Origin of the sequence: Mannheimia sp. E30BD, assembly GCF_041807785.1 — a bacterium.
In the GTDB taxonomy this organism is placed as follows: domain Bacteria; phylum Pseudomonadota; class Gammaproteobacteria; order Enterobacterales; family Pasteurellaceae; genus Mannheimia.
Genome location: NZ_JBGTYX010000004.1, coordinates 174,743 through 187,196 on the forward strand (window position 1 = coordinate 174,743; position 12,454 = coordinate 187,196).

At 39.4% G+C, this 12,454-nt stretch carries 9 protein-coding genes, 2 tRNA genes and 3 pseudogenes; 4 read left to right on the top strand and 10 right to left on the bottom strand.

All coding sequences use genetic code 11. The features are described 5' to 3' along the window. Positions 1 to 2: 2 nt before the first annotated feature. Complete coding sequence (gene purH, locus ACERCG_RS04500; protein ID WP_373610874.1) at positions 3 to 1,592, top strand: bifunctional phosphoribosylaminoimidazolecarboxamide formyltransferase/IMP cyclohydrolase; 1,590 nt, start codon at positions 3 to 5, stop codon at positions 1,590 to 1,592. Positions 1,593 to 1,642: 50 nt separating this feature from the next. On the opposite strand, the gene ACERCG_RS04505 is transcribed toward purH, so the two are convergent. From ACERCG_RS04505 to ACERCG_RS04520, 4 genes and pseudogenes are all read right to left on the bottom strand, one after another. Beyond that, positions 1,643 to 3,019, bottom strand: a complete 1,377-nt coding sequence (locus tag ACERCG_RS04505; RefSeq protein WP_373610875.1) for an L-serine ammonia-lyase — start codon at positions 3,017 to 3,019, stop codon at positions 1,643 to 1,645. Between the two features lie 44 nt (positions 3,020 to 3,063). Then, positions 3,064 to 4,294 (bottom strand): annotated as a pseudogene (locus ACERCG_RS04510) (serine/threonine transporter). A 266-nt stretch (positions 4,295 to 4,560) separates the two neighbouring features. Then, positions 4,561 to 5,454, bottom strand: coding sequence for a 4-hydroxy-tetrahydrodipicolinate synthase (gene dapA, locus ACERCG_RS04515; RefSeq protein ID WP_373610876.1), 894 nt, complete (start codon positions 5,452 to 5,454; stop codon positions 4,561 to 4,563). Positions 5,455 to 5,542: 88 nt separating this feature from the next. Beyond that, a complete protein-coding gene (locus tag ACERCG_RS04520) occupies positions 5,543 to 6,484 on the bottom strand; it encodes a Kdo(2)-lipid IV(A) acyltransferase (protein WP_373610886.1) in 942 nt (313 codons plus the stop codon). A 179-nt stretch (positions 6,485 to 6,663) separates the two neighbouring features. On the opposite strand from ACERCG_RS04520, the gene hpf reads away from it, so the two are divergent. After that, positions 6,664 to 6,948, top strand: coding sequence for a ribosome hibernation-promoting factor, HPF/YfiA family (gene hpf, locus ACERCG_RS04525; protein WP_373610877.1), 285 nt, complete (start codon positions 6,664 to 6,666; stop codon positions 6,946 to 6,948). 96 nt (positions 6,949 to 7,044) lie between these two features. Here hpf and thiI read toward each other — a convergent pair whose 3' ends face one another. After that, a complete protein-coding gene (thiI, locus tag ACERCG_RS04530) occupies positions 7,045 to 8,496 on the bottom strand; it encodes a tRNA uracil 4-sulfurtransferase ThiI (protein ID WP_373610878.1) in 1,452 nt (483 codons plus the stop codon). A gap of 211 nt (positions 8,497 to 8,707) precedes the next feature. Further along, positions 8,708 to 9,568, bottom strand: coding sequence for a bifunctional methylenetetrahydrofolate dehydrogenase/methenyltetrahydrofolate cyclohydrolase FolD (gene folD / locus ACERCG_RS04535; protein WP_373610879.1), 861 nt, complete (start codon positions 9,566 to 9,568; stop codon positions 8,708 to 8,710). 169 nt (positions 9,569 to 9,737) lie between these two features. On the opposite strand from folD, the gene ACERCG_RS04540 reads away from it, so the two are divergent. Together ACERCG_RS04540 and ACERCG_RS04545 are read left to right on the top strand one after the other, a co-directional pair. Beyond that, positions 9,738 to 9,814: transfer RNA gene (locus ACERCG_RS04540), tRNA-Pro, on the top strand. An 18-nt stretch (positions 9,815 to 9,832) separates the two neighbouring features. Next, positions 9,833 to 9,909, top strand: a tRNA-Arg gene (locus tag ACERCG_RS04545). Between the two features lie 83 nt (positions 9,910 to 9,992). Here the strand turns inward: ACERCG_RS04545 and ACERCG_RS04550 are convergent. From ACERCG_RS04550 to ACERCG_RS04565, 4 genes and pseudogenes are all read right to left on the bottom strand, one after another. Next, entirely contained in the window at positions 9,993 to 10,991 is a 999-nt protein-coding gene (locus tag ACERCG_RS04550) for a tyrosine-type recombinase/integrase (protein WP_373610880.1), read from the bottom strand. Then, the gene (locus ACERCG_RS04555; protein ID WP_373610881.1) at positions 10,901 to 11,191 is read right to left on the bottom strand and encodes a DNA-binding protein; all 291 of its coding nucleotides are present in this window, start codon (positions 11,189 to 11,191) and stop codon (positions 10,901 to 10,903) included. The genes ACERCG_RS04550 and ACERCG_RS04555 overlap by 91 nt, the downstream gene beginning before the upstream one ends. Beyond that, positions 11,172 to 12,365 (bottom strand): annotated as a pseudogene (locus tag ACERCG_RS04560) (DNA cytosine methyltransferase). Before ACERCG_RS04560 ends, ACERCG_RS04555 begins: the two are co-directional and overlap by 20 nt. Beyond that, positions 12,355 to 12,454 (bottom strand): annotated as a pseudogene (locus tag ACERCG_RS04565) (IS1595 family transposase); the annotation flags it as partial. The pseudogenes ACERCG_RS04560 and ACERCG_RS04565, both read right to left, overlap by 11 nt.

Here is a 12,454-nt window from a genome sequence, read left to right on the forward strand (position 1 = left end):
AAATGGCGATTCAGCAGGCGTTATTAAGTGTGTCCGATAAAAAAGGCATTGTCGAATTTGCTCGTGGGCTATCGGCTCGTGGGGTAAAATTACTTTCAACAGGAGGAACTGCAAAATTATTAGCAGATGCAGGCTTGCCTGTAACGGAAGTATCAGACTACACAGGTTTCCCTGAAATGATGGACGGTCGTGTAAAAACCCTGCACCCAAAAGTACACGGTGGGATTTTAGGTCGTCGTGGTACAGATGATGAGGTAATGAATCAACACGGCATTGAGCGTATTGATATGGTGGTGGTGAATCTCTACCCCTTCGCTCAAACTGTTGCTAACCCAAATTGTAGCCTTGAAGATGCGGTGGAAAATATTGATATTGGTGGCCCAACAATGGTGCGTTCTGCGGCGAAAAATCATAAAGATGTGGCGATTGTGGTCAATAACAATGATTTTGATGCTATTCTTGCCGAAATGGATCAACATCAAAACAGTTTAACTTTAGAAACTCGTTTCAATTTAGCGATCAAAGCCTTCGAGCATACCGCTCAATATGATTCGATGATTGCCAACTATTTCGGGCAAAAAGTGCCGCCTTATCAAGGGGCTGAGGAAGAAGACTTAACCCAACCAAGTGGACAATTCCCTCGTACTTTAAACCTCAACTTTGTGCGTAAACAAACAATGCGTTATGGCGAAAATGCCCATCAAAATGCGGCATTTTATGTGGAAAATGAAGTGAAAGAAGCCTCTGTTTCTACCGCTAAACAGTTACAAGGCAAAGCCCTTTCTTACAACAACATCGCTGATACCGATGCAGCATTAGAGTGCGTAAAAGAATTTGCCGAGCCGGCTTGCGTGATTGTGAAACACGCAAACCCTTGCGGTGTAGCCTTAGGTAAAGATATTTTAGAAGCCTATAATCGTGCTTACCAAACCGACCCAACTTCTGCTTTCGGCGGCATTATCGCCTTCAACCGTGAGTTAGATGGTGAAACAGCACAAACGATTGCAGATCGTCAATTTGTGGAAGTAATTATCGCCCCAACAATTTCCGAAGCGGCAAAAGAAGCATTGGCGAAGAAGAAAAACGTGCGTGTGTTAGAGTGCGGTGAATTTAGCCAAGCTGCAAAACGTTTAGATTACAAACGTGTGAATGGTGGCTTATTAGTCCAAGATGCGGATCAAGGTTCTGTTTCTCTCGATGATTTGCAAGTCGTTTCCGAGCGTAAGCCAACAGAAACTGAATTAAAAGATTTACTCTTCTGCTGGAAAGTGGCGAAATATGTGAAATCAAATGCGATTGTGTATGCGAAAGACGGCCAAACTATTGGCATCGGTGCAGGACAAATGAGCCGTGTTTATTCAGCGAAAATTGCGGGCATTAAAGCAGAAGATGAAGGCTTACAAGTGGCAGGCTGCGTGATGGCATCGGATGCTTTCTTCCCATTCCGTGATGGTATTGATGCAGCGGCAAAAGTCGGTATTACTTGTGTTATCCACCCAGGCGGTTCAATGCGTGATCAAGAAGTAATTGATGCTGCAAACGAACACGGTATGGCGATGGTATTAACCGGAATGAGACATTTCCGTCATTAATATTTAGTTAAACTAAAAGGCTATCTTGTTAAAAGATAGCCTTTGCTTATTTAATCACAGGGTAAGACTTTAATCGCTAGACCACCCGTTGAAGTTTCACGGTATTTTGCGTTCATATCCCGACCTGTTTCATACATCGTTTCGATCACTTTATCTAAACTCACTTGTGGCGAAGAAGTTCGACGTAATGCCATTCGACTTGCATTAATCGCTTTGACTGACGCTATCGCATTTCGCTCAATACAAGGCACTTGTACTTGTCCGCCAACAGGATCGCAAGTTAAGCCGAGATTATGCTCCATACCGATTTCTGCTGCAATGCACACCTGCTCGGCACTTCCACCCATAATTTCAGTTAAACCTGCCGCCGCCATTGAGCAAGCAACCCCAACTTCACCTTGACACCCCACCTCTGCCCCTGAGATAGACGCATTCATTTTATAAAGTGAGCCGATAATACCGGTGGTAAGCAAATAACGTTCAACAGTTTCTTGGTTAAGCTGACCAATAAATTTTTGGTAGTAAGCCAACACAGCAGGCACAATTCCACAAGCACCATTAGTTGGGGCGGTTACCACTCGTCCGCCCGCTGCATTTTCCTCATTAACGGCAAGGGCAAACATATTGACCCAGTCGATAATTTGCATAGGATCTGTATTAAACTTACTGTTAGCCTCTAACATCCTGCGTAATGAACAAGCTCGGCGAGCTACTTTAAGTGGACCAGGCAATAATCCCTCTGTATGAACACCTCGTTCAATGCAGGCTTCCATTGTTTGCCAAATCATTGCGAGATAATCCGAAATTTCTTCTTTTGAGCGTAGTGCCAACTCATTTTTCCACACAATTGAGGAAATAGGCAACCCATTCTCTTTACAGTGATGTAGCAAATCAGTCGCATTGCGATAAGGAAAAGGCACAGAGACATCGCTCTCTTTGACCTTTTCAAAATTTGCCTCATCAACAATAAATCCGCCACCAATTGAGTAATAAGTGTTTTCAAATAAGATTTCTTCGCCACTTAAAGCGGTGAACTTCACGCCATTTTCGTGTAGCGGCAAGAAATCATTATGAAAAGGCATATCTTCAAAAAAATCAAATTGAATCTGCTTAGCTTCATTACTACTTTCTGCAACCACCAGTTGCTTATTTTGTTTTAAGCTTTCAATGGTGCTATCGATACGTTCAATATCCACATTATGGGGTAAATAACCCATTAGCCCCATAATAATAGCAATATCAGTATTATGTCCACGTCCTGTCAGGGATAGCGAGCCATAAACATCAACCCTCAAGCGGTCAAGTTTTGCCAAAAGTTTGCGATTTTGCAACTCATCAACAAATTCTTTTGCCGCTTTCATCGGTCCAACTGTATGGGAACTGGAAGGTCCAATCCCCACTTTAAACATATCAAATACGCTAATCATAAACACGTCCCACAATAAAATCAAAAGTGTGCATTTTACTCGAATTACAGTAATCCGTACACAATGGCTGAAATTGCAATACAGCCCATAACGAATACAAAAATCTGTCCAAATTCATTTTTAAAGCGAGCAAGGGCTGGCACTTTGTAAACAGCATACACCGGCATAATAAATAAAATCATCGCAATAATTGGACCACCTAAGCTCTCAATAAAACCTAAAATACTTGGGTTAATAGTTGCAACAATCCATAAAATGACTAAGAAAATAGCAGCTGTAATTTTGCGGAATTTGTTTGGTTCAATAGGTTCTTTACGCATTTGATTCACTAAACCTTCTAATCCCTCACGAGCCCCTAAATAATGCCCAAAGAATGAGCTACCAATCGCTAAAAATGCCACTAATGGTCCGAAATAGGAAATAATCGGATTATCGAATTTATTTGCTAAGTATGACAAAATCGAGATATTTTGTACTTTTGCTTCGGCTAATTCTGCTGGTGTTAGCGTCAGCACACAGCTAAACACAAAAAACATTACAAATAATACTAAGATAAATGCGGTAGAGCGTAACACTTTAGCTGCTTCAGTTTCTGTTTTATGCTCATCTTGGTAATGTTTTTGTTGAGAGAGTGCAAATGAGGAAATCGCTGGTGAATGGTTGAAAGCAAAAACTAAAACCGGAATCGTTAGCCAAAGTGTAGTTAAGAAATCGCTAGTGGTTGGCATTTGTTGTAACGCCGCAGTATTCCATTGCGGAATAAGATAAATGGATAAACTAAATAAAATTAATACCAACGGATATACTAAACAAGTTGTAATTTTTAGCATTACTTCTTCGTTAAGCAACATCACACCAATCATAGCGACAATTAAAATAAAGGATAATACTGCTCTAGACGGTGGCGTTATGTGGAGCTGATTTTCCATAAAAGAACTAACAGTATTCGTAATTCCAACACCATAAATTAGTAAAATTGGGAAAATAGCAAAAAAGTAAAGCAACGTAATCAATTTACCTGCTTGTTCGTTCACCAAAATGCTCTCGTACAACAGATGTGATATCACTTCCTTTGTTTTTTGATGATAGCACAAAGCGTGTTAAACCACGATGAGCTAAATAAGTCATTGGACCGACTAATAAGGTCATAACAACTAATGGATAAAATCCACCCATACCTGCATTGATAGGTAAAAATAAAACTCCAGCTCCCACTGCAGTACCGAATAAATTAAGTACCCAAGTAAGAGAAAAACGTTGAGATGGCGTAGCCATAATAATCTCCTTTTTATAAAGCTAATAAAACAATGCTATATTAGCTCTATCAACAAAGAAGGCAACGTCTTTTTACTCATTTTGAGGTATGCCTATCAAAATAAGAAAAAAATAGTTTTTTATATGGATAATAATTATCCAAGCAGAATAAAAGTTTATCCAAATCAAAGAATTTAGTATTTTGATGTTTTAGAATATGCGATTTATTCAATATAAAAAAACCAGTTAATTAATTAACTGGTTTTTGCCATATTTGCAAAAAATAATTAAATTAAGCCCGCTTGTTGTAATGCTTTTAATACTGTAGGTTGGGCTGTTTCTGCTAAGGTTGTTAAAGGCAGACGTAAGTTTGGCTCGCTAATTAATCCTAATTTATATGCAGCCCATTTCACAGGAATCGGGTTAGATTCTACGAATAAATCGTGGTGCAAAGCCATTAAGCGGTTGTTGATTTCTTCTGCTTCATCAAATTTGCCTGATAAAGCTAATTCACACATTTTTGCCATATCTGCCGCTGCAACATTATTTGTTACCGAAATAACACCTTGTCCACCTTGTTTCATTGATTCAAACCCTGTTGCATCATCGCCACTTAAGAAGATGAAATCATCACCCGCTAATTGCTTAATTAACGGTAAACGGCTTAAATCGCCCGTGGCTTCTTTTACTGCCACGATATTTTCAATTTTCGCTAAGTGACCAATTGTTTCAGGTTTTAAATCACTCCCTGTACGACCTGGCACATTATAGAGAATTTGTGGAAGATCAGTACTTTCTGCAATTGCTTTATAGTGTAAATACATTCCCTCTTGGGTTGGCTTATTATAATAAGGCACAACGCTTAAACAACCAGCAACACCGCTGTTTGCTAATAACTTGGTCATTGTGATCGCTTCACTGGTAGCATTTGAACCTGTTCCTGCAATAACAGGAATACGGCCATCAGCAAATTCAACCGTCTTCTTAATTACTTTTACATTTTCATCAATACTTAATGTTGCGGATTCTCCCGTTGTACCTACAGATACAATACCATGAGAACCAGATTGAATATGATATTCAACGAGTTTTTTTAAATCTTGGAAATCAACTTCACCGTGTTTCATTGGTGTTACTAATGCCACTATACTACCGTGAAATAAAGGGGTTGCCATAATCATCTCCTGTATTTTTATTATGTTTAATATTCTCTGCTAGATTGCAAAATTCAGTTTAAATATGCAAGCACTTTTTGCAATTATTGAAAAATTAATCGTAAAGGCTCTTATCATCTTCATTTGGTCGTGTTTTAAAGCGACGATGAAGCCACATATATTGTGTAGGTGCATTCATAATTTCTTTCTCCACAACTTTATTCATCAAGATTGCTGTATCAACTTCGTTTTGGCATTGTCTAAAATCGACAGGAGGACTTATCTTCACTGTATAGCCCGAATAATCTGCATTACGAATTGGGCTAAAAGGAATTACCAGTGCATTAGGTGCAGAACGAATTAACATATAGCTACCTGCCGTTGTGCAAGTTTCCTCTACAGCAAAAAAAGGCACAAAAACACTGTTTCGTCTCCCATAATCGTGATCTGGTGCATACCAAATCATTTCGCCATTTTTTAATGCTCGAATCATACCTCTAACATCTTTACGATCGAGCATTGCTTTATTTGAGCGAATACGCCCTCTGAACTGGAGCCAATCTAATAACGGATTATCATTTGGACGATATACTCCGATACCTTGACTGTGCAATCCAACAATTCTTGCTCCAAGCTCTAAAGTTAAGAAATGTACTCCAACGAGTAAAACACCTGAATGCATCTCTCTTTGGACTAAGTGTTCTAACCCTTCAATCTTCGACCATTTTAACACTCGCTTATCAGACCAAAACCACGCCATTCCAGTTTCAATAATCGCCATACCAACTGATTTCATATTTTCTTGAACTAACTCTTGAATTTGCTCGGCAGAATAGTGGGGGAAACAGAGTTCTAAATTACGGCGAGCAATTCGCATACGGCGTTTGCCAAATCCTAAACTCGCAAATAATTTCCCCAGTCCTAAACCAATTTTTACCAAAACGGGATAAGGTAAACATAAAATTAGCTTAAAAATGCCTAAACCAATCCATAATCCCCAATATTTAGGGTGTAAAAATTGTTTTTGGAATGGAGGTAACTGTTTTTTCTCGCTCATCATCAAATCTCAATTGTCTATTTATTAGCGATATTATAGTCAAAAATCATTAAAAATGTTAAGTAGATCAAATTTTTGAAAACTTATTTCATTTTTCACTTGAATTTTTGGGGTGAACCGCATATTTTGATGACAGGATATCAATGGCAAAAGCCTTAACTAAACAAGAGGAAAATGTTATGTCAATAAATATTTCAAGCAAACAAATGGACATTACCCCTGCAATCCGTACTCATATTGAGGAGCGTTTAGCTAAGTTAGAAAAATATCACACCCAGCTGATAAACCCACATTTTATGTTGATTAAACAGCCAAATACATTTCAAGTAGAAGCAACAATAGGCACGCCTTTAGGTGACTTAGTCGCAAAATCTGAACACGAAGATTTGTACAATGCTATTTTTGATGTGAAGAAAAAATTAGAAGGACAATTAATTAAATTAAAAGAGAAAAATGAACATTAATTCTTCTCCATTTTAAATAAAATTTAGGGCTAAATGAGAAATTCATTTAGCCCTTCTTTTCCAAGCGGTTAAATTTGCTTGGAAGTTTGCAAATTTCTAGTTCGCTTTAAAAACTTTCACATTGTTATAACCACTCTCTTTCAAATACAATGCTTGCAACTTGCTCATTACACCACGCTGGCAATACAACAAATATGTTTTTGCTTGATCAAGCGTGCCAAATTGGCTGGACAGTTTATAAAATGGCAACACTTTCACTTCAATCCCCTCTAAATGAAATGGTTTTTCGTCCACTTCTTCAGGGCTACGAATATCTAAAATCACGTCATTTGCAGATAACGCACTGGTTGTCTCTACAGAAACAACTTCTTTTTCTGTTTGCTGTGCAATTTCACGAATATCCAAATAGTCAGCATTTTTAACCGCTTGATCTAGCACATCAAAATTAAAGTGCCCCTCTTCTTCCACAATTTTACTCTCAATCGCTTTTACGGTTGGATTTTTAGAAATCACGCCGCAAAATTCTGGCATAGATTTAGCAATATCATCCGTGCCAATCTCTTTTGCTATCGAAATAATCTTTTCTTTATCGTGAGTAATCAGCGGGCGTAAAACAAGAGTGTCAGAAGCCTTATCAATCAAACGCAAATTGGTTAAGGTTTGGCTTGAAACTTGTCCTAACGCCTCACCTGTTACGATTGCTTGAATGCCAAAACGCTCGGCAATTTTGCTTGCTGCACGCACCATCATACGTTTTAATACCACCCCCATTTGTCCGTTATCGACTTTTTCTAAAATCTCGCCAACTACATTTTCAAAATTGATTGCCACAAAACGGACTTTGTGCGAAGTGCTATAACGGCTCCAGATATGATATGCCATCTGCTTAACACCAAGTTCGTGAGCTGCTCCACCTAAATTGAAAAAGCAATAATGTACACGAGAGCCACGACGAATCAGCATATAGCTTGACACACCAGAATCAAAACCGCCCGATATAAGAGACAGAACATCTTCTTGCGTGCCAATAGGATACCCACCCAATCCCTCATAACGTGCTTTAATCAGCAACATTTTGTCTTGTTCAATATCAATTCTAACCGTCACATCAGGATTTTTTAATTTCACTCTAGCACTTTCAATCCGTTGGTTTAGCCCTCCACCCACATAACGTTCAACATCCAGTGAACTGAAATCGTGCTTGCCTTTACGGCGAACCCGCACACTAAAAGATTTATCTTCAAGTTCATCTTTTACCGCCGCATAGGTTTGCTCAAAAATATCGTGCATATCAGTAAATGGCGTTTCTTCAACCTCCAAAATATGATGAATACCAGGGGTACGCTTGAGCAAATCCAGCACTAATGCTCCCTCTTCCTCAACTTTTGCGCGCACTTTAATAAAATCACAATGACGAACAACAGATATATTTTTGGTTTCTTTTAACAAGACATTGCGGATATTTGAGGTTAAAATTTTGATAAATCGTCTACGCACTGAGTCGCTTTTAATCATAATTTCAGGGAAAAATTTAATAATAAATTTCATATAAAAATCTGTTCGCTATAATTCACTATAAAAAGGTGGGCTATTTTAGTCTTTTCTGGCTCAAAAGCCTAGAAATTCACAAAGAAAAATCCTCAATCTTGTTTTCGATTGAGGATTTGTAAAAAATTCNTCTGGCTCAAAAGCCTAGAAATTCACAAAGAAAAATCCTCAATCTTGTTTTCGATTGAGGATTTGTAAAAAATTCTCGTTTTTAGACCGCTTGTAAATGGTTTTCGTAAGCCTGTAGAGTATTTTGCATTAACATCGCCACCGTCATTGGACCAACACCACCTGGTACTGGGGTAATAAAGTTCGCTTTTTGTGAGGCAATGCTATATTCCACATCGCCTTTTAATTTGCCGTCTGCCATACGATTAATGCCCACATCAATCACTATCGCCTCTTCTTTAATCCAATCGCCTGGAATGAATTCAGGCTTGCCTACCGCAACAACGAGAATATCTGCTTGGCGAACGTGGCTTTCTAAATCTTTAGTAAAGCGATGCGTAACAGTAACTGTACAACCAGCAAGCAACAATTCTAGTGCCATTGGGCGACCTACAATATTAGAAGCACCAACAATCACAGCGTGCTGACCGTGCAAATACACACCTGTAGCTTCAAGTAATTTCATTACGCCGTATGGAGTACAAGAACGTAAAGTCGGAATACGCTGAGCTAAACGACCTACATTATAAGGATGGAAGCCATCTACATCTTTATGCGGAGTAATTGCCTCAATGACTTTCGTTGAATCAATCTGTTTTGGTAGAGGTAACTGCACCAAAATGCCATCAATGCTCTCATCTTGATTAAGCTCTTTGATAAGTGAAAGTAATTCTGCTTCTGTCGTTTCTGCTGGTAAATCGTAAGATCTAGATTCAATGCCAATTTCCCCACAACTTTTACGCTTACTTCCAACATAAACTTGCGAGGCTGGATCTGCCCCAACTAAAATAACTGCAAGACCAGGTTTACGTTTACCTTGCTCAACATAATGTGCAATTTTCTCACTAATTCCTTTTTTAATTTTTGAGGCAATTTCACTGCCCGAAATAATCTGTGCTGCCATTTTTATCTCCCGAAACATTAATGAGCGAAAACGTTTGCTATTCTCTCAAAATTTTCACTTTTTGATAAGCTAATTTTAAATAACGGATAAAGTTCAAGCATTCGAGCAAACTTTAACAAAAAAAGATTGACTGTTAAATAAAGAATCTTATAATCACTCTATCATTTGTCGGCGAGTAGCGCAGCTTGGTAGCGCAACTGGTTTGGGACCAGTGGGTCGTAGGTTCAAATCCTATCTCGCCGACCATTTCTAATTTATTCATTTGCGCCCTTAGCTCAGCTGGATAGAGCAACGCCCTTCTAAGGCGTGGGTCAAAGGTTCGAATCCTTTAGGGCGTGCCATTAAATCCCTTGAAATTCAATAGGTTACACACCTTTTGAAACTCACTTTAGAGAGCGTTTTTCTGCAATGTGACAAAATTGTGTCAAAGAAAATTCACACTATTAGCGTGGTTTAGCAAATGATCTGCATTTAAGTGAGCATATTTCTTGACCATTTCCAATGTTTCCCAGCCGCCTAATTCTTTTAACGTAAAAAGTGGCGTTCCAGCTTGGACATGCCAACTTGCCCAAGTGTGGCGGAGGTCGTGAAAGTGGAAATCAATTAACAAACATCGCTTAGTTGCAGCATCAAATGTTTTTCTGTTAATATCATCAAGTGGTCTGCCTGTTGAGCTAACAAAAACATATTTAACGTGTCGCCCACGCTGTTGTTTTAATAGTTCAGTGGCGGAGTTATTTAATAATAATGAACGTGCCTTTTCAGATTTAGCAATATCATTTGAAACAATTGCTATTTTTCTCTCAAAGTCAATTTTGTCCCAAGTAAGTGTGAGAATTTCTGTTCGTCTTGCTCCTGTCATTAAAGCAAACGAGCAGATATTTCTCATCCATTCTGTTCTAATATTTGAAATCAGTATTTTCGCCTGTTCTTTCGTGATCCAACGAATACGAATTGGAGGCTCTTTCTTCTTTGGCAAATAGGGAACTTTAGTAATATACCCTGCTTTATGAGCAATTGAAAAAATACGTTGTAAGGATTTAATGTATTTATTCTGCGTGCTATTAGAAAGCGGTTCACCGGTATTTTGATTTTTTGTCGGCAGATTATTTACAATCTCTTGAGTTGTGATCGTATTTAACCCTCTACCACCAAAAACATTACGCCAGTAGATAGCGTGCCGTTTTTTAGTAGCTTGATCCGCAAGCCCTTCTGATTGTTTTAAGTAATCAAGCAATGCTTGTTCAAATAAATAATCCGGCTCCGAATCCAAGTGGTTTATACTCCACATTTCTGCCTTGATTTTCTGTAAAAATAACTGAGCATTTTTCTTTACTTCTGTGCCAGCAGAACGTCTAATTCTTTTGCCACTCGGGGTAGTGAAAGCAACCCAGTATATTTTTCCTCTTTTGTAGATCGACATAGTTTTACCTCTTCGACCGACAGAGCTAATCGGTCCGGATTATTCATTATTTTTTTTACTCTTTCAAGATCTGCTCTTCTTACTCTCCAAACCCGAGAACCTGGCATTTGGAAAAATTTCCACTCTAATAAATGCTGCCGTACAGTGCTATGGTGGTAATTCAACTCCTTTGCGGCTTGTTTAATTGTGAGATGTTCCATTCATTATTTCCTCCAATAAAAAATCCCTCATTCTGAGGGATTGAATTAAATAATTATTGAGCCGTAGCCCTATCCACCGCATACAAGGCACAGCCATACTATTGCCAATAGCTTTATAGCGTGGACTATCAGGGCATTAATCGGCGGATTTGCCACGGTAGGGGATTTTTGTCCAATCATCGGAAAAGCCTTGTAGTCTCTCGCATTCGGTGGGAGTAAGTTTCCGAATAGTTGTTCCGGTGCTGACAGCGTGAACCTCTGTTCGGGTAAGCGTGTAACTTACGCCACTTTCGTCAAACCCGTTACCATTTCCGCCGTTCTGTGGTTGCCTGCCGATAGTATTTCCGGCAAGGGCAATACACGGGATATTATTCCCACCCGTCCCCATTCTTGCTTTCAGTGTTGGCGTTTTGTCCTGAATTTCGCTAATTCGTACAGCTTCAGCACCTTTTACCTCAAACAACACATTCTCTTGTCCATTATTCCGACCTAAACAATGAGCTTTGTTTTGGCTGATAATTGGATCTTGCGTGTCGTGAACAATTAGCGTTTCACTCCCGCCACTCAAAGCCCCCCCTGAAGCTTTAACTGTGCCGCCTTTGTCGGATTGGCGATACGTTCCAAAGCTGCTTTCAATAAATCCGGCAATGTTTTGCCTCTCGTTTCTGCTAGCCTCAATATCCCCTCGCACGCTTTTTGGCTCAATGAGTATTTGGGCGATACTTCGTTTTCTAGCACTTGCCACAAGGAACACTCTTTTGCGGTGTTGGGCGACACCGAAGTATTGAGCATCGAGGACTCGCCAAGCGACAGTTCGGGCTGAATGCACATAACCAGCGTTTGTCCATTTTTCCCCTGCTGGTTGTAATGGCTCACGTTCTTGAACCAGTCCAGCCAAAAAGTGTCCGAATGCGTTGTCCTTGGTGGATAGCACACCGGGTACGTTTTCCCACACGAGAATGCAGGGCAGTTGCCCATTTTGTTGTCTGACATAATCAATAGCCTCTAAAATGTGGATAAGTGCAAGGGTTAAATTCCCTCTGTCATCATCTAAACTCTCACGCTTGCCTGCCACAGAAAAGGCTTGGCAAGGCGTGCATCCAACCAATACATCAGGAGCAGGGATTTCGCCATTTAAGATTTGGGGCTGTAGTAGATTAGCCCTAAATCTCACACCATTTTCGCAACGTTTTGAGCTGTTCTTTTGGTGTACCAAAGTTAAACCGAAATTCACATTCCTTCAAGAATAAAGGGAAATTTTTT